The 16,248-nt window shown below is 63.6% G+C and carries 17 protein-coding genes; 9 read left to right on the forward strand and 8 right to left on the reverse strand.

All coding sequences use genetic code 11. The features are described from left to right. The first annotated feature begins 6 nt into the window (after positions 1–6). Positions 7–459: a hypothetical protein gene (locus tag AC1RUK_RS26125; protein WP_481838337.1), complete on the forward strand. Its 453-nt coding sequence runs from the start codon at positions 7–9 to the stop codon at positions 457–459. 6 nt (positions 460–465) lie between these two features. Here AC1RUK_RS26125 and AC1RUK_RS26130 read toward each other — a convergent pair whose 3' ends face one another. Then, positions 466–1,440: a WD40 repeat domain-containing protein gene (locus AC1RUK_RS26130; RefSeq protein ID WP_481838336.1), complete on the reverse strand. Its 975-nt coding sequence runs from the start codon at positions 1,438–1,440 to the stop codon at positions 466–468. A gap of 124 nt (positions 1,441–1,564) precedes the next feature. Then, complete coding sequence (locus AC1RUK_RS26135; protein ID WP_481838335.1) at positions 1,565–2,611, reverse strand: CobW family GTP-binding protein; 1,047 nt, start codon at positions 2,609–2,611, stop codon at positions 1,565–1,567. A 149-nt stretch (positions 2,612–2,760) separates the two neighbouring features. Between AC1RUK_RS26135 and AC1RUK_RS26140 the strand changes: the two genes are divergently transcribed. Then, positions 2,761–3,492, forward strand: a complete 732-nt coding sequence (locus tag AC1RUK_RS26140; RefSeq protein ID WP_481838334.1) for an intradiol ring-cleavage dioxygenase — start codon at positions 2,761–2,763, stop codon at positions 3,490–3,492. Positions 3,493–3,712: 220 nt separating this feature from the next. Then, positions 3,713–4,183, forward strand: a complete 471-nt coding sequence (locus tag AC1RUK_RS26145) for a MarR family winged helix-turn-helix transcriptional regulator (RefSeq protein WP_481838333.1) — start codon at positions 3,713–3,715, stop codon at positions 4,181–4,183. Between the two features lie 76 nt (positions 4,184–4,259). Here the strand turns inward: AC1RUK_RS26145 and AC1RUK_RS26150 are convergent, their stop codons facing one another. Continuing rightward, on the reverse strand, positions 4,260–5,132 hold the full coding sequence (locus AC1RUK_RS26150) for an AraC family transcriptional regulator (RefSeq protein ID WP_481838332.1): 873 nt from the start codon (positions 5,130–5,132) through the stop codon (positions 4,260–4,262). 35 nt (positions 5,133–5,167) lie between these two features. Between AC1RUK_RS26150 and AC1RUK_RS26155 the strand changes: the two genes are divergently transcribed. The 5 genes from AC1RUK_RS26155 (at position 5,168) to AC1RUK_RS26175 (ending at position 9,316) form a co-directional block, all read left to right on the forward strand. Beyond that, positions 5,168–5,575, forward strand: coding sequence for a DUF2000 family protein (locus AC1RUK_RS26155; protein WP_481838331.1), 408 nt, complete (start codon positions 5,168–5,170; stop codon positions 5,573–5,575). 210 nt (positions 5,576–5,785) lie between these two features. Next, positions 5,786–6,670 carry a DMT family transporter gene (locus tag AC1RUK_RS26160; protein ID WP_481838330.1) on the forward strand — a complete coding sequence of 295 codons (885 nt, stop codon included), beginning with the start codon at positions 5,786–5,788 and terminating at the stop codon, positions 6,668–6,670. Positions 6,671–6,738: 68 nt separating this feature from the next. Then, complete coding sequence (locus tag AC1RUK_RS26165; protein ID WP_120011830.1) at positions 6,739–7,761, forward strand: LacI family DNA-binding transcriptional regulator; 1,023 nt, start codon at positions 6,739–6,741, stop codon at positions 7,759–7,761. After that, positions 7,758–8,741: a 2-hydroxyacid dehydrogenase gene (locus AC1RUK_RS26170; protein WP_481838329.1), complete on the forward strand. Its 984-nt coding sequence runs from the start codon at positions 7,758–7,760 to the stop codon at positions 8,739–8,741. Before AC1RUK_RS26165 ends, AC1RUK_RS26170 begins: the two co-directional genes overlap by 4 nt. Positions 8,742–8,902: 161 nt before the next feature. Beyond that, positions 8,903–9,316 (forward strand): hypothetical protein, encoded by a 414-nt coding sequence (locus tag AC1RUK_RS26175; RefSeq protein WP_481838328.1) that lies wholly within the window; start codon positions 8,903–8,905, stop codon positions 9,314–9,316. A 9-nt stretch (positions 9,317–9,325) separates the two neighbouring features. On the opposite strand, the gene AC1RUK_RS26180 is transcribed toward AC1RUK_RS26175, so the two are convergent. Next, positions 9,326–10,099, reverse strand: a complete 774-nt coding sequence (locus AC1RUK_RS26180; protein ID WP_481838327.1) for a gamma-glutamyl-gamma-aminobutyrate hydrolase family protein — start codon at positions 10,097–10,099, stop codon at positions 9,326–9,328. 304 nt (positions 10,100–10,403) lie between these two features. On the opposite strand from AC1RUK_RS26180, the gene AC1RUK_RS26185 reads away from it, so the two are divergent. Beyond that, positions 10,404–11,513: a TRAP transporter substrate-binding protein gene (locus AC1RUK_RS26185; protein WP_481838326.1), complete on the forward strand. Its 1,110-nt coding sequence runs from the start codon at positions 10,404–10,406 to the stop codon at positions 11,511–11,513. Positions 11,514–11,620: 107 nt separating this feature from the next. Here the strand turns inward: AC1RUK_RS26185 and AC1RUK_RS26190 are convergent, their stop codons facing one another. The 4 genes from AC1RUK_RS26190 to AC1RUK_RS26205 all read right to left on the reverse strand — a co-directional run bounded on the left by AC1RUK_RS26190 (position 11,621) and on the right by AC1RUK_RS26205 (position 16,158). Beyond that, complete coding sequence (locus AC1RUK_RS26190; protein WP_481838325.1) at positions 11,621–12,649, reverse strand: zinc-dependent alcohol dehydrogenase family protein; 1,029 nt, start codon at positions 12,647–12,649, stop codon at positions 11,621–11,623. Between the two features lie 19 nt (positions 12,650–12,668). Continuing rightward, on the reverse strand, positions 12,669–14,459 hold the full coding sequence (locus AC1RUK_RS26195) for a TRAP transporter large permease (protein WP_481838324.1): 1,791 nt from the start codon (positions 14,457–14,459) through the stop codon (positions 12,669–12,671). Then, positions 14,456–15,061 carry a TRAP transporter small permease subunit gene (locus tag AC1RUK_RS26200; RefSeq protein WP_436170344.1) on the reverse strand — a complete coding sequence of 202 codons (606 nt, stop codon included), beginning with the start codon at positions 15,059–15,061 and terminating at the stop codon, positions 14,456–14,458. The genes AC1RUK_RS26195 and AC1RUK_RS26200 overlap by 4 nt, the downstream gene beginning before the upstream one ends. A 191-nt stretch (positions 15,062–15,252) precedes the next feature. Next, positions 15,253–16,158 (reverse strand): branched-chain amino acid ABC transporter permease, encoded by a 906-nt coding sequence (locus AC1RUK_RS26205; protein WP_436170343.1) that lies wholly within the window; start codon positions 16,156–16,158, stop codon positions 15,253–15,255. Positions 16,159–16,248: the final 90 nt, after the last annotated feature.

The raw sequence follows: 16,248 nt of genomic DNA on the forward strand, positions 1-16,248 counted from the left end.
GAAAAAATGCGGGCGATCATCTGCACTGCGACGTTGCTTATGTCGGCTGGCGCGGCCTTTGCGAGCGGCGGAATCTGGTGCTCCGCTGAAGATGCGGCGGCAATATTCCAGGTCGAAGCCGGCGTCACCAGGGGCATGGGCGGGCCGACCTTCAACTTTCGCGGCGATCTCGAAATTCTCAACAGGCCTGCCGGTGACAGCCTGCGCAAGACCGGGTTCGAGGATTCGAACCTGACGCAGTACTGGCTCGACGGCAAGGAATTGCGGCTGAACATCTATCGCGAGCACGAGGCCGCGCAAACGTACAACTCGGTCGAACTGACGATCCTGACCAAGACCAGCGACGAAGGCGTCTATGACGGCCGCTACACGCTCGCCATTTATGACGCCGCCGCGGATACGGACCAGGACGGCAAGCCGGTTGAAGTCACCGGCAAGGTATCGTGCGGTGCCGAGTAAGCGAGTTCAGGCTGTGATGTCGATGACGCCGCAGTCGCCGGCCGCGCTGCCGAAGGCGATGCGGCGCTCTTCCTTGTCCCACATCATCGAGGTGATGGCGCCTTTGCCCGGGCGTCGCAACAACACTTCCTTGGCGTCGGCAAAGCGCACCGCCATCACCATGCCGTCGTCATAGCCGACGGCCACGACATCCTGGCTCGGATGGCAGGCGACCGTGGTCACCATGGCATTGCCACGCGTGCCGAGCTCCAGCGGCGCCTTGCCCATCGGCCCGTCCTTGCCCGAAAACGGCCAGACGATCGCCGCCGGCGCGCCGGAACTGGCCAGCCATTTGCCCTTGGCGCTCCACGACAGGCTTTTGACCTTGCCGGGATAGCCGCTCATGCGCATGTGCTTGCCGTCGGCCAGCTTCCAGCCATGCAGCGCGTTTTCCTGCATGGTGGTGACGAGGAAGGCGCCATCCGGCGAAAAGGTGATGCCGGTATGGGCGCCGGCCCATTCGAGCTCGACCGGCTTGCCCTCGGCGGCCGGGAAATGCAGCGTCGCGCCATTGTAGCGGGCGACGCCGAAGCGCATGCCCTTTGGCGAAAAGGCCAACCCCTCGACCGAGCGCGGATGCGCGAATTCTTTGGTCTTGCCGTCGGCAAAGCGCACATAGGCGGTCTTGCCCGTGGCATAGGCGATGGCGCCTTGCGGCCCGGCGGCGACGCTGGTGATCCATTTCTTGCCGGCGCTCGCCAGTTCTACGGCATTGCCGCCGGCGGCAATGGCAAACACCTTGCCATCCTCGCCACCGGTGATCAGCCGGTCGTTCGCCTCGTCATGGAAGGTGGCGAGCAGCCCGTCATTGGCCTGCACGGTTTTGTGGCCATGGTCGAGCCGGTGGACCGCGCCATCGGCCAGCGCGAAATGCGGTACGTCGCCGAGGAAGACGGCGGCGACGCAATGGCCTTCAAGATCCAGCGGGGCGACGGTGGGCATACGAGCTGGTCCATTCGAGATTGTTGCCGGCCGTCTACGTCACAGCGCGACTAGGTGCGCTTCGCCTTCTCCCTTGTGGGAGAAGGATAGAAGGAGGCAGCGCTAGCGTTATAAGGCCTGGAAATCAAGCGGCCTGGCAGGCGTCAAAGCTCTTCTTCAGCCGCTCGGCGTCGAGTTCGCGGCCGATGAAGACCAGCCGGCTGTCGTGCTTTTCGCCGTCCTTCCAGGCGCGCTGGTGGTCGCCTTCGATGATCATGTGGACGCCCTGGATGACATAGCGCTCGCCGTCGCCCTTGAGCGCGATGATGCCTTTCAGACGAAGAATGTTGGGGCCTTCCATCTGGGTGATCTTTTCGATCCAGGGGAAAAACTTCTTCGGATCCATCTCGCCGCCGCGCAGCGACACCGACTGCACCGTCACGTCATGGATGTCGGACGGATGCGCGTGATGGTGATGGTCGTGCCCGTCATGGTCATGGTCATGATGATCGTGGTCGTGGTGATCGTAATCGTCATGCGCTTCGAGGAAATGCGGATCGTTCTCCAGCGCCCGCGAAAGATCGAAAGCACCGCGATCGAGCACCTCGGCCAGCGCCACGCCGGCGCGCGTCGTGCGATGTATCCTGGCCGCCGGGTTGATGGCGCGTATCGTCGCCTCGACCTTGGCGAGTTCGTCGGGCGTGACGAGATCAGTCTTGTTGAGAACGACGACGTCGGCGAAGGCGATCTGGTCCTCGGCTTCCTTGGAATCCTTCAGCCTGAGCGGCAGGTGCTTGGCGTCGACCAGCGCAACCACCGCGTCGAGCCTGGTCTTGGAGCGCACGTCGTCGTCCATGAAGAAGGTCTGCGCCACCGGCACCGGGTCGGCCAGGCCGGTGGTCTCGACGACGATGGCGTCGAAACGGCCGGGCCGGCGCATTAGGCCCTCGACGACACGGATCAGGTCGCCGCGCACGGTGCAGCAGACGCAGCCATTGTTCATCTCGTAGATTTCCTCGTCGGACTCCACGATCAAATCATTGTCGATGCCGATCTCGCCGAATTCATTGACGATGACGGCATAGCGCTTGCCGTGGCTTTCCGAGAGGATGCGGTTGAGCAGCGTCGTCTTGCCGGCGCCGAGATAGCCGGTGAGGACGGTTACGGGGATCTGCGTCTGTGCATCGCTCATGTCTTGCCTCGAATTATCTGGCCCCGAAAATCCGGATCTCGAAAACTCCGGGCCTCGTAAAGGATGTTGTCGGCTCCATATAGGATGTGCGCTATGCTTTTGCACGAGGCAAACCACTGGGCCAAACAGGCCGGCGCGAGAGGGGCCAGATGTCCAACAAACCGCCCAAAATGCCATTGGACAGGCGTCAGGCGCTCGGCCTCATCGCCGTGACAGCCGGCGGCGGCGCCTTCCTGCCGGCTGCCGCAAGGGCCGCGCAGGCTTCGCCCTATGCCGGGCTTGCCCTGTTCGACGCCGGCGCCGGCGTCTGCACCATCACGCCTGAGGTGACGGAGGGGCCGTTCTATTTCGACCCGAAACTCGAGCGTGCCGATGTCACCGAAGGCAAAAAGGGCGTCGGTCTCAATGTGCGGCTGCAGATCGTCGATGCCGCCTGCCAACCGCTTGCCGGTGCCCGCGTCGATATCTGGCATTGCGATGCGCAAGGGCACTATTCCGGCTACCCGGGACAGGGCGACGGCCAGGATGTCGATACCTCCGGCCAGACATTCCTGCGCGGCTGGCAGAAGACGGACGCAAGCGGCATCGTCTCCTTCGCCACCATCTACCCTGGCTGGTATCGCGGCCGCACCACCCATATCCACTTCAAGGTCTTCCCCGACGAACGATCGGTGATGACCGGCCAATTGTTCTTCCCCGACGGCTTGAGCGATCAGATCTTTGCGACCGTCTCGCCCTACAACGACCGTCGCGGCAAACGCGACACCTCGAATGCGCGGGACGGCATAGCGCAACGGGCCGGACCCTTGTCGCAGGCCGCCTTGCGCGAGACGGCGGATGCCTATCAGGCCTTGCTGGTCGTCGCTGTGAAGGCCGGCTGAGTTCGGTTTCGAGCTCCTCCCATGCCCACGGGAAAAGTCCTCCGGCCCAAAAAGTCGTTTGTCATCTAACTGAAATAAACATCTGGCATTCACCACGGCGGACATCGCAATGCTTGCCGGCAAAGCTGTTTTCGCAAGCCGGATTCTTTTTGATCGTCGATTGCCAACCGGGCGGCTGCGTCTATGCTGCCGGTACCGGTTCGGCCGAAGAAGGATAACCATGGCCAAGGCGGACAAAACTGCAACAATGAGCCGGCTGTATTCGGCGGCGCGGCTGGCCCGTACGGCTCTTGCCGCGCGGCTTCTGGCGCATGGCTTCTATGCCGGACAGGACCAGATCATGCTGTCGCTCGACCGCGAGGACGGCCAGACACCGGGCACCCTCGCCGGCCGCCTCGGCGTGCGCCCGCCGACCATCACCAAGACCATCAACCGGCTGCAGGCGCAGGGTTTCCTGGAAAAGCGTGCTTCGGTGAACGATGCCCGTCAGGCCCACATCTTCCTCACCGACACCGGCCGCGAGATCATCCACGCCATCGAGAAATCGGTGAAGAAGACCGAGAAGCAGGCGCTGAAGGGCCTCGACAAGAAGGACCAGAAGGCGCTGTTCAAGCTGCTCGCCCGTATCGAAGCAAACCTTTCGAACGAGGATCTGGTGCTGATCGACGACGACGCCGATCTCGACGACTAACCGGCGACGCATTCCGCGTCGTCCGGTAGGCAACGCATTCCGCATCGTCCAGCCTCCTCTATCAATGTCTTCGACCCTACGCCGCCGCCGTCGATGGGCCGCGCACCAGCGCCGACCAGCGTCCCGGCGTCAGGCCGAACGCCTTCTTGAAATGACGGTTGAAATGGCTCTGGTCGCTGAAGCCGGCGGCAATGGCGATCTCGGCCAGCGCCTCTCCTGCCTCGATCATGCGCCGTGCCCGCTGCAGCCGGCGCATCAAAAGGAAACGGTGCGGGCTCGTGGAATAGGTCGCGCGGAAATGGCGCGAAAGCGCATAGCGGTCGAGGCCGGTGACGGCTTCCAGTTCATTGGACCGCACCGCCCGCTCGGCATTCTCTTCCAGATAGTCGCGCGCCAGTGCTGCGGCGCGCCACGCCGTCCTTTCCATCGGCTTTGCCGGCTGCCCGGCATGGCGTCCCAGGTTCTGCGCCAGCTGCGCAATGAAATCGGCAACAAACAGTTCGTCCAGTTCCTCATCGAGCGGCACCAGTGCGGAAAGCAGCGTGCCACGCAAAGCCGGATCGCTCATCACGGCATCCTCGACGAAAGGCAATGGCGCGCCGCCCAGGCAGTCGAGCAGCAGCGACGGCTCCAGATAGAGTATCCGGTAATGCAAGCCTTCCTCGGTACCGGCGCCGCCGTCGTGCAATTCGTCGGGATGCAGGATGATGATCTGGCCGGGCAGGCTGTGATGCGCCGCGCCGCGATAGCGGAAGCTCTGTACGCCGTGCAGCGTCACCCCGATCGCGTAGGTATCGTGGCGGTGGAGATCGAAGGCGTTGCCATGAAACCGCGCCTCGATGCGCTCGATGCCGGCCGTGCCAGGCGCCGAGACGATGCCGTCCTCGGCAGTATCCCAGCACAAACGTTCAAGACCCTGGAGGGCCTGCCGGCCTAGATCGTGCGTCATCGCTTCAACAATACTCTGGAACTGGCGACTGTCTCATGCTCGATACAAAATTTGCAATCGTGCTCAGGCAAGATCTTCCCGTCTGGCAGAAGCTCAACGTCACCGCCTTCCTGACCAGCGGCATCGTCGCGCAATTTGCCGATATCATCGGCCAACCCTATCGCGACCGTGCCGGCAACATCTACAACCCGCTGTCGATCCAGCCGGTCATCGTCCTCTCGGCGGATAGCGAAACGCTCTCCAGCATCCACCGGCGCGCGCTGGAGCGCGGCGTGACGACGTCGCTCTATGTCGAGGAGATGTTCTCGACCGGCTTTGACGCCGCCAACCGCGCCGTTTTCGCCGAATTCGCCCCAGATGACGCCAAGGTCGTCGGGATCGCGCTGCGCGCCGAGAAGAAACTGGTCGACAAGATCACCAAGGGCGCCCGCATGCACGCCTGAAGCAGGATCGGGTGGGTCAAGCGCTTTGCCGACGATGGTTCCAGCCGCGCTCTAAGCCTGTCGACAGCGCTTGTTGTGCCAGTCGCTTTTGACTTGCCGGCAGGGGGCGATTGCCGCAAAGGTGACCTATCTACCTTTCCTTCCGGCCCGAAATTGAGCGTTCCCAGAAAACCAGACGAAAGCGCAACGCCGCCAACGGCGATGCTGTTCATGCTTTCCACCTATGTCTGCTTCACCTTTCTCGACACCAGCAGCAAGTATCTCGTGCTGGCCGGCATCTCGGCGCTGATCGTCGCCTGGGCCCGCTTCGTCGTCCACGTGCTGCTGGTCGGCATCTTTCTGCGTGGCTGGCAAGAGCCGTCGCGGTTCCGCGCCAACAATTTACCGGCCCACATCCTGCGCGGCGTCCTGCTGTTCGGCTCGACCATGTTCAACATCATGGCGCTCAGAACCCTGCAGCTGGCCGAGACCACCTCGATCTACTTCTTCGGTCCGATGGTGATCACCGCCCTTGCCGGCCCGCTGCTCGGCGAATGGGCCGGCTGGCGCCGCTGGCTGGCGATCCTGACAGGCTTCGTCGGCGTGCTGATCATCACCCGGCCGGGCGTCGGCGTTTTCGGCGTCGGCCACCTGTTTGCGCTCGGCTCGATGCTGTCGAACTCTTTCTATGTCATCATGACCCGCCGCATGTCGGCGAGCGAAAGCTCGGAGAGCCTCATCCTGTTTTCGGCGCTGGCGCCGGCGGTGCTGCTCCTGCCCACACTGCCGTTCTCGCTGTCGCTGCCGCAGGACGGCTGGCACTGGTTCATCCTCTTGATGCTCGGCGTGTTCGGCGCCACCGGTCATTGGCTGCTGGTGCAGGCCTATCGTCTGGCGACGACCACGGCACTCGCCCCCTACCCCTATTCGCAGATGGTGTGGATGATCCTGTCCGGCTGGATCATCTTCCACCAGTTTCCCGACCGCTGGACGCTTGTGGGTGCGGCCATCATCGTCACCAGCGGCCTTTACATCATTCATCGCGAACACCGGCTTCGCCTGCGCAATCACGCGGCGCTGGACGCGGAGGCGGAAACGCTGGCAAAAAAACTTTGATTTGCTCCCGATCGATGGCATAAGAGCCGCCTTTAAACAGTTTAAATCGCTTCGGGGAGCGCAAGGCGCTGGCACAGAAGATCAAGCTTTCGACGATCGCGGATGCCCTTGGCGTGTCCACGGCCACGGTATCGCTTGCGCTGCGCGACAGCCCGCTGGTCGCCGGCAGCACGCGCGACCGCATCAAGGAACATGCCCGCGCCATCGGCTATATTTACAACCGCCGCGCCGCCAGCCTACGCACCTCGCGCTCGGGCATTGTCGGCGTCGTCGTGCACGACATCATGAACCCCTTCTTCGCCGAAATCCTGCGCTCGATTGAAAGCGAACTCGACCGCAGCCGGCAGACCTTCATCCTGTCGAACCATTACGACCAGCTCGAAAAGCAGCGCACCTTCATCGACACGCTGCTGCAGCTTGGCGCCGACGGCGTCATCATGTCGCCGGCCATCGGCACACCTGCCGAAGACATCATCATGGCCGAGGAAAACGGCCTGCCGGCGGTGCTGATCGCGCGCTCTGTCGCCGGGGCCGACGTGCCGGTCTTCCGCGGCGACGATGCCTATGGCACTGGGCTTGCCACCAACCACCTGATCTCGCTCGGCCACAAGCGCATCGCCATGATCGGCGGCACCGACCAGACTTCGACCGGCCGCGACCGCTACCAGGGCTATGTCAACGCCATGGAAGCGGCGGGGCTGGAGGTCAGGCCGTCCTGGCGCATCGCCGGTCCGCGCACCAAGCAGGCCGGCTTCGAGGCCGCTGGACAGTTTTTGGCGCTGAAAGACAAGCCAACCGCCGCCTGCTGCTGGAATGATCTCGTCGCCATCGGGCTGATGAACGGCATCGCGCGCGCTGGCCTGGTGCCGGGCGTCGACATCTCCGTCACCGGCTATGACGATCTCGAGGAGGCTGCGATCGCAACGCCGGCGCTGACCACGGTCTGGAACGGCCAGCGCGAGGTCGGCCGTCGCGCCGCCAGTGCGCTGCTCGACAAGCTGAACGGACAGACGGTGCGGCCGTCGCAGGAACTGATCAAGCCGGAACTGCATGTGCGTCAGTCGACCGGCAAGCCGGTGGAGCGTGCATGACAAAGCCTGAACTTGGAGAGCCGGTCGCCATCCTGGTGCCCGGCCATTTCAACGAGCACGCCATCGGCCGCATCGACCAGGCATTCCAGCGGGTGACGATCGAACAGGCCGATCCGGCTCTTGTCACCGAAGAGATGCGGCGCACGGTACGCGGCATCGCTTCGTTCGGCGGGATAAATGCCGCCTTGATGGACGCGCTGCCCAATCTCGAGATCATCGCCAATTTCGGCGTCGGCTACGATTCGGTCGACGCCAACCACGCCGCGCAAAGCGGCATCATGGTCACCAATACGCCCGACGTGCTGACCGAGGAGGTCGCCGACACGGCGATCGGCCTTTTGATCAACACCGTGCGCGAAATGTATGCCGCCGAGAAATGGCTCCGCGACGGCAACTGGGTGAAGAACGGCGCCTATCGCCTGAGCCGGCTTACCTTGCGCGGCCGCAGCGTCGGTATCTTCGGCATGGGCCGCATCGGGCTGGCCATTGCCCGGCGGCTGGAAGCCTTCGGCCTGCCGGTCGCCTATCACAACCGCCGCCAGGTCGAGGGCCTGGCCTATCAATATCATCCGACGCTGAAGGGGCTTGCCGAAGCGGTCGACACGCTGATCTCGGTCGCGCCGGGCGGCACTTCGACGGAAAATGCCGTCAATGCCGAGATCCTGTCGGCGCTCGGGCCGAACGGCGTCTTCGTCAACATCGGCCGCGGCAGCACGGTCGACGAGGCTGCCCTTGCCGCAGCGCTTGCCAGCGGCACCATCGCCGCCGCCGGGCTCGATGTCTTTGCCGACGAACCAAACGTGCCGCAGGCACTGCTGGCCGCCCCCAACACCTCGCTGCTGCCGCATGTCGGCTCGGCTTCGGAGCATACCCGCTGGGGCATGGCGGACCTCTGCGTCGACAATCTGGTGTCCTGGTTCGCCGAGCGCCGGCCGCTGACCCCCGTGTCGGAGACGGTGCAGGTCAAGCCGCGCAGCTGAACTGCAGGCCGCCACACTTATTAACGTCGGCTTAACGCTTTGAAATCATTCTGCATACTTCGTTATGCATATTCTCAAAAACCCGCAGGGGTTTTGGGCTCATGCATCAGGGCAAAATTTTGAAGCGCGCTGCCGCGCCTTCGAACGTGCGGAGAAACAGAGTGAAGACGCTTTCAGCATTGATTGCGGTTGCCGCACTGGCCGGCGGCATTCAGCTTTTCCACGGCGGCAGTGGCGCAAGTGTCGCTAGGGAAGCTCAGCCATCCAGCACCTACCGGCTGACAGCCAATGGCGACGAGGCGGCCTGCGCAGTGAAACGCGGTGCTGAAGTCTCGGAGGGTCTGTCGTTGTTGACGATCGCCTCAACCTGCCGCCGGCTTTTGCCCGGCATCGAGCGCGCGAAATTCTGGCGCGAGCAGGAGGACGGCACGGTTGCCTTCAGCGCCAACGGCACCGATCCGATCGTCACCTTCGCCGTTGCCGATGGCGACGGCTACGAATCCTACGCACCGGCGTTGCCGCTGCTGTCGCTGGCGGCAGCCGACAACCGAGATCAATCGGCTGCCGGCAACTGATAATCGGGATTATTCCGCTGCGGCGCGCGCGCCGGACTTCGTCGCCGCGTGCAGGCGCACGGCGTCGCCGAAGGCGCGGAATATCTTGGCCGAGTTGCTGTCCGACTTGACCCAATATTCAGGGTGCCATTGCACGCCAACAGCGAAGGCGCGTGAGTCTCGCACGGAGACCGCCTCGACCGTGCCGTCGTCGGCGATCGCCTCGATCTGCAGCTTCGGACCGAGCTGGTCTACCGCCTGGCGGTGCACGGAGTTGACTATGATCTCGCCAGCGCCGAACACGCCTGCCAGGCAACTGCCGGGCTTGATCGTCACTTTCTGGTGGATAGCGAAGCGCTCGTCCTGATTGTCGCTCACCGGCGCGCGGTGGTCGAGCGTGCCTTCGCGCTCCTGGATCTCGGTGGCTAAAGTGCCGCCCAGCGCCACGTTCATTTCCTGGATGCCACGGCAGATGGCGAGCAGCGGCACGCCGCGCTCCACCGCCCGGCGGATCAGCGGCAGCGTCGTGGCGTCGCGCGCCGGATCGTATGGGCCGTTCTTTTCGCTGGCGTCGCCGCCATAGAGAGAGGGATGCACATTCGACTTCGAGCCGGTGACCATGACGCCGTCGACCGACGACAGCAATTCATCGAAGTCGAGCCGATCGCCGAAGGACGGCACCAGCACCGGGAACACGCCGGCGCCCGAAATCGCCGCCTCCAGATATTGCTGCGGGGCGGCATGCCAGGTGTAGTTGTCGAACTGGCGGACGTCGGTCGAGATGGCGACGAGCGGCTGCTGCATTTTGGGTCCGGTATCCATTGGGAGCTAAGGAACTATTCTGCCTACAAAATAGGCGATCCGAAGGCACTTTTCCATGACAAGTTTCATCGCGTCGTATGGGCCACGGAATCAGGTCGGGATTTGGCATTAGACTATAGTTGCAGGCCGTGCGCCGATGCTGCGAATTCCGCGAAAGCGCCGTCGTCAAAACCGGCTGCCGTGCTGGACTCGACCTTTTGCCTGTGTATTGTTTCGCCCCAGGCCGAGCCGGGATATCGAGGATGTTCCCGAATATAGGTCTGTTGATCCAAAAGGGAGGAACTGCATGGATCGTCGTTCATTCATCCGCAAGGCTGGCGTAACCGGTGTGGGGGCCGCGGCGGCGGCCGCGACGCTTGCCGCGCCCGCTATCGCCCAATCCAATCCGAAAGTAACGTGGCGGCTGGCTTCGTCCTTCCCGAAGTCGCTCGATACGATCTATGGCGGCGCCGAGGTCTTCTCCAAGATGCTGTCGGAAGCGACCGACGGCAACTTCCAGGTCCAGGTTTTTGCAGCCGGCGAGCTCGTCCCCGGTCTGCAGGCCGCCGACGCCACCACCGCCGGTACCGTCGAGGCCTGCCACACGGTGGCATACTATTACTGGGGCAAGGACCCGACCTGGGCGCTGGGCGCGGCGGTGCCGTTCTCGCTCAACGCGCGCGGTATCAATGCCTGGCACTATCATGGCGGCGGCATCGACCTGTTCAACGAGTTCCTTGCCACGCAGGGGCTGTTCGGCCTGCCGGGCGGCAACACCGGCGTGCAGATGGGCGGCTGGTTCCGCAAGGAGATCAGCACGGTCGCCGACCTTTCCGGCCTCAAGATGCGCATCGGCGGCTTTGCCGGCAAGGTGGTCGCCAAGCTAGGCGTCGTGCCACAGCAGATCGCCGGCGGCGACATCTATCCAGCGCTGGAAAAGGGCACCATCGACGCCGCCGAATGGGTCGGCCCCTATGACGACGAGAAGCTCGGCTTCTACAAGGTCGCGCCCTATTACTACTACCCCGGCTGGTGGGAAGGCGGACCGACGGTCCATTTGATGTTCAACAAGGCGAAATATGAAGAGCTTTCGCCCGCCTACAAGTCGCTGGTGCACACCGCCGCCCAGGCGGCCGACGCCAACATGCTGCAGAAATACGACTCTCTCAATCCGGCGGCGGTGAAGCGTCTGGTGGCCGGCGGCGCCAAGCTGAAGCCGTTCAGCCAGGAGATCATGGCCGCCTGCTTCGAAAAGGCGAACGAGGTCTATGCCGAAATGGAAGCCTCGAACGCGCCGTTCAAGAAGATATGGGATTCGATCAAGGCGTTCCGCAAGGAGCACTATCTCTGGGCCCAGGTGGCCGAATACAATTACGACACCTTCATGATGGTCCAGCAGCGCAACGGCAAGCTGTAGGCGCTTCGACTTTCCTGCTCAAGAAAGACCCCGGGCTCCTTCGCCCGGGGTTTTTCTTTCAGCCAAAGCAGTGTTGGCCTCGACCGGTATCCTCCTGGCCGGGCATTTCAACTGCTGCGCGGCACTACCAGCACCTTGACCTCTCCCGGAGCCGGCGGGTTGGCGATTACCGCCGGCGCTTCTTCGAGAGTGACCTGCCTGGAGATCAGCCTGTCGATCTCGATCGCACCCGAGGCGATGAGTTGGGCCGCGCGGCCGTGGGTATAGGGATTGAGGAAAGAGCCCAGCACCTTCAGCTCGCGGAACAACAGGTCGAAGGGCTCGAACGCCACCTTCATGCCTTGTGGCACCACGCCGACGATGATGACCGTGCCGCCGGCTCTGGCCAGCCGCAACGATTGCTCGACGGTGTCGCGCACGCCGGCGCATTCGAACACCACGTCGACGCCGCCGGGGACTAGCCCCGCCGATCCGGCAACGGCATCGATGACGTCGACCGCACCCGGATCGACCGTTGCTGTGGCGCCGATATCCTCGGCAAGGGAGCGCCGCGAAGCCTGGCGCGTCGACAGGATGATGGTCGTTGCCCCCGCGAGCTTCGCCAGTTGCACGGTGAGCAGACCGATCACACCGCCGCCGAGCACCACGACCGAAGCGCCCGGCTTGATTGCGGCCAGATCGACGCCGTGCAGGCAGCAGGCAAGCGGCTCGCAGAAGGCACCATGCGTCGGCTTGAGATCAGCCGGGAGAAGAAACGCCTGCTTTTGCGGCAGCACGACATAGTCGGCAAAGCCGCCGTCACGGTGGATGCCGATAGCGTTGAGATTGCTGCAGAGATTGACCCGGCCGGAGTGACAATGCTTGCAGCGGCCACAGGCGATATTGGGATCGCCGGTGACCCGGTCGCCGACGGAAAAGCCCAGTACGGCCGCCCCAACCGCTTCGACGATTCCGGAAAATTCATGCCCCGGTGTCACCGGCGGCTTGCAGGGGAACTCGCCGTGGAACAGATGCCGGTCGGTGCCACAGACGCCGCAGGCCTCTATGCGCACTAGCAAGTCGTCCGGCTCGGCTGACGGCTTGCCGACCTCGCGCAGCGCGATACTGCCCACTGCCTCCAGGCGGACCGCTTTCATGGCTGTCGGCGCTCCAACATCAGTTGAAGTTCGGTGGCTGCGAGAGGTCAGTTGCCGGCGCCGCCGGCTTGGCGGGCGGAGCATCGCCGAAATTCGGTGGTTGCGACAGGTCGTTGGCAGGTGCTGCCGGTGCAGCGCCGCCATTGGCCGGCGCACCGCCATCCGCCGGCGCCGTGCCCAGCGGTGACAGGCCAGGCATGTCCGGCAGCTGAATGTCGATCGTACCGGGATCCACCGTCGCGCCCTTGTAGTGCATCACCATTTGCGGGAAGGTGATGGTCAGCCCGATCATGATCACCTGGATGCAGACGAAGGGTACCGCGCCCCAGTAGATCTGGCCGGTGGTCACCGGCGCGATCTGCTTGCCGGTTAGGCGGTCGAGATAGGGCACGCGCGCGGCGACCGAGCGCAAGTAGAACAGCGCGAAGCCGAAGGGCGGGTGCATGAAGGAGGTCTGCATGTTGACGCCGAGCAGCACGCCGAACCAGATCAGGTCGATGCCGAGCTTGTCGGCGGCCGGCGCCAGCAGCGGCACGATGATGAAGGCGAGCTCGAAGAAATCGAGGAAGAAGGCGAGCAGGAAGACCAGGATGTTGACGCCGATGAGGAAGCCGACCTCGCCGCCCGGCAGCGACGTCAGCAGATGCTCGACCCAGATATGACCGTTGACGCCGTAGAAGGTCAGCGAGAACACGCGCGCGCCGATCAGGATGAACAGCACGAAGGACGACAGCCTGGTCGTCGAGGCCAGCGCCTGCTTGATCACGTCGAGCGACAGCCGCCCCTTTGCCGCCGCCATGATCAATGCGCCGACGGAGCCCATGGCGCCGCCCTCGGTCGGGGTGGCGATGCCGAGGAAGATGGTGCCCAGCACCAGGAAGATCAGCGCCAGCGGCGGGATCAGCACGATGATCACCTGCTGCGCCAGCCTGGACATCATGTTGAAGTTCAGCCGCTGGTCGGCAATCGCGACGATGTAGATGAAGAGCACACCAACGCTGGCGCCGAGAATGTCGGCATTGTCGCCATGTGTTGGCGCAAGATAGCGGTAGGCCGCATAGGAAGCCGCGACTGCGACTAGCAGTGCCGCGAGCAGCGACAGCACGCCATGGCCGAGCGTACGGGCCTCCAGCGGCAGCGCCGGCATGGAATTCGGCCGGATGATCGACATGAGCAGGATGTAGGCCATGTAGATGCCGGTCAGCACGAGGCCGGGGATCAGCGCGCCAGCATACATGTCGCCGACGGAGCGGCCGAGCTGGTCGGCCAGCACGATCAGCACCAGTGAGGGCGGGATGATCTGGGCGAGCGTGCCGGAAGCAGCGATGACGCCTGATGCCAGCCGCCGGTCATAGCCGTAGCGCAGCATGATCGGCAGCGAGATCAGGCCCATGGCGATGACGGACGCCGCCACCACGCCCGTCGTGGCTGCCAGCAGCGCGCCGACGAAAATCACCGCATAGGCAAGGCCGCCACGGATCGGCCCGAACAGCTGGCCGATCGTGTCGAGCAGGTCCTCGGCCATGCCGGATCGTTCGAGCACTATGCCCATGAAGGTGAAGAACGGGATCGCCAGCAGCGTGTCGTTGGACATCACCCGGCTGCCGTAGAAATTGTCGGGCAGCGCGTGCAGCAGCGGCCAGGCGAGGTTGATCGACCCGCCCGAATAAGGCGACAGCACGACGCCTATGAAGAAGAACATCAGGCCGTTGGCTGCGAGCGAGAAAGCGACTGGATAGCCGATCAAAAGGAAGATGACCAGCGAGGCGAACATGATCGGCGCCATGTTCTGGGCGATGAACTCGATCATGGGCGCACCTCCTGGGCAAGCGCCTTGGCTTCTTCGGCGAGTGCCTTGGCCTCGAGTTCTGCCTGTTCATGCGCCGATATGAATGGATTGGGATCGTCCATGTCGCCGCGCATGATGGCGATCTTCTTGATGATCTCGGAGATGCCTTGCAGCGCCAGCAGGAAGAAGCCGGCCAGCAGGATGGCTTTTGCCGGCCAGATGATCAGGCCGCCGGAATTGTTCGACATTTCGCCGCTGCGGAACGACAGCGACACATAGGGAACGAAATAGATCACCATCAGCGTCACGAACGGCATCAGGAACAGGAGGTGGCCGAGCAGGTCGATCCAGTGCTGCACGCGGCGCGAGAACATGCCGTAGACGATGTCGATGCGGATATGGTCGTTCTGCTTCAGCGTATAGGCGGCCGCCAGCATGAAGGCAGCGCCGAACAGGTACCACTGCAGCTCCAGCCAGGCGTTCGACGATATGTCGAACGCCTTGCGGATGACGGCGTTGCCGGCGCTGACCAGAATTGCCAGCAGGATCAGCCACGATACCCATTTGCCGATGAACTCGTTCACACGGTCGATCGTTCTGGATAGAGCGAGAAGCCCTGCCATGCATTCCTCCCTGATGTCGGAGGCGCGCCGGCTCCCCTTATTTTCCGCCGCGCCATTGTGGCCTAACGGTATGCCGTGCGTGGCCGGGCTGGTCAACACGGCATGGGCAGGCTAAACGCTGTTGTGAGGTGGTGAGCGGTGCAAAACCGCCAACTCACCACGCGGCATCCGACCAAAGTCGCAGACTCGGCTCAGGCGATCTTCTGCTGATCGCGGCCGGCGCCGATCAGCACCAGCATGGCGACGAGGAAGAGGTACATCCAGGCATCGCGCCATTCGAGCGGGAAATAGCCGGCCCACAGCGATTCGGCCATGCCGAAGGCGGCCGCGCCAAGCGCTGCCTTGAGCGGCGAGAGATAACCGCCGACCGCCGTCACGAACAGGATCTTCAGCCCGTAGACCAGGCCGGTGCCGAAGCTGATGTTGCCGTAGTAGATGCCGGCAAGGATGCCGGCCAGCGCAGCGCACAGACCGCCGAACAGCACCGCCAGCCGAAACACCGCGCGCACGTTTACGCCGCACATAGCCGCCGCTCTGGGATCGTCCGACACCGCCCGCCAGGAGCGGCCGAAGCTCGAGCGGGCGAATGCCCAGGCGGCCAGCGCCAGCACGCCTATCACGGCTGCGCAGTCGAGCAGCTGGATCAGTGTCAGCGTCGCCTTGAAGCCGGCGTTCTCAGCAAAGATCACCGGCTGGGCCAGCATCGGCGGCAGCCAGAGATCATGGGTGTCGGCGGCGATGCGGCTGGCCTCCGACAGCACCAGCAAGATGCCCAGCGTCGTCACGACGATCGCGTTCGGCGAGCGGTCGGCCAAGGGTTCGAAGACGCTGCGCGACAAGACATGGCTGATCAGCGCCGCGTAGAGGAGCGCCGCGACGATGCCGAGCGCGACCGCTGCGTAGAGCGTCAGCCACAGCGCCTGGTAGCCGAAAGCAGCCGCGAGGATCATCGCGTGCCCGCAAAAGGCGAACATGGCGCCATAGGCGAGGTTGGTCCGGTGCAGCAGCCCGTTGGTCAGCACATAGCCGAAGGCGAGCAAGGCATAGAGCGCGCCCGAATGCAGCCCGTTCAGAACCTGCTGGAAGAAATACAGCATGCAGCACCCTTGGGTGACGGTGGCGGACCACATCCCCAAAGGGACGTTTGCATTCGGAATCTAACTTGTCAAATGCGATTTATCGGTTAG

The sequence above is a fragment of the Mesorhizobium monacense genome (assembly GCF_056781675.1).

Coding starts and splice junctions, on each gene's coding strand:
- AC1RUK_RS26155 (WP_481838331.1), top strand. CDS start 5,168: ATGCTCGATACAAAATTTGCAATCGTGCTCAGGCAAGATCTTCCCGTC.
- AC1RUK_RS26205 (WP_436170343.1), bottom strand. CDS start 16,158: ATGCTGTATTTCTTCCAGCAGGTTCTGAACGGGCTGCATTCGGGCGCG.
- AC1RUK_RS26140 (WP_481838334.1), top strand. CDS start 2,761: ATGTCCAACAAACCGCCCAAAATGCCATTGGACAGGCGTCAGGCGCTC.
- AC1RUK_RS26125 (WP_481838337.1), top strand. CDS start 7: ATGCGGGCGATCATCTGCACTGCGACGTTGCTTATGTCGGCTGGCGCG.
- AC1RUK_RS26195 (WP_481838324.1), bottom strand. CDS start 14,459: ATGATCGAGTTCATCGCCCAGAACATGGCGCCGATCATGTTCGCCTCG.
- AC1RUK_RS26135 (WP_481838335.1), bottom strand. CDS start 2,611: ATGAGCGATGCACAGACGCAGATCCCCGTAACCGTCCTCACCGGCTAT.
- AC1RUK_RS26150 (WP_481838332.1), bottom strand. CDS start 5,132: ATGACGCACGATCTAGGCCGGCAGGCCCTCCAGGGTCTTGAACGTTTG.
- AC1RUK_RS26130 (WP_481838336.1), bottom strand. CDS start 1,440: ATGCCCACCGTCGCCCCGCTGGATCTTGAAGGCCATTGCGTCGCCGCC.
- AC1RUK_RS26170 (WP_481838329.1), top strand. CDS start 7,758: ATGACAAAGCCTGAACTTGGAGAGCCGGTCGCCATCCTGGTGCCCGGC.
- AC1RUK_RS26145 (WP_481838333.1), top strand. CDS start 3,713: ATGGCCAAGGCGGACAAAACTGCAACAATGAGCCGGCTGTATTCGGCG.
- AC1RUK_RS26185 (WP_481838326.1), top strand. CDS start 10,404: ATGGATCGTCGTTCATTCATCCGCAAGGCTGGCGTAACCGGTGTGGGG.
- AC1RUK_RS26190 (WP_481838325.1), bottom strand. CDS start 12,649: ATGAAAGCGGTCCGCCTGGAGGCAGTGGGCAGTATCGCGCTGCGCGAG.
- AC1RUK_RS26200 (WP_436170344.1), bottom strand. CDS start 15,061: ATGGCAGGGCTTCTCGCTCTATCCAGAACGATCGACCGTGTGAACGAG.
- AC1RUK_RS26180 (WP_481838327.1), bottom strand. CDS start 10,099: ATGCAGCAGCCGCTCGTCGCCATCTCGACCGACGTCCGCCAGTTCGAC.
- AC1RUK_RS26160 (WP_481838330.1), top strand. CDS start 5,786: ATGCTTTCCACCTATGTCTGCTTCACCTTTCTCGACACCAGCAGCAAG.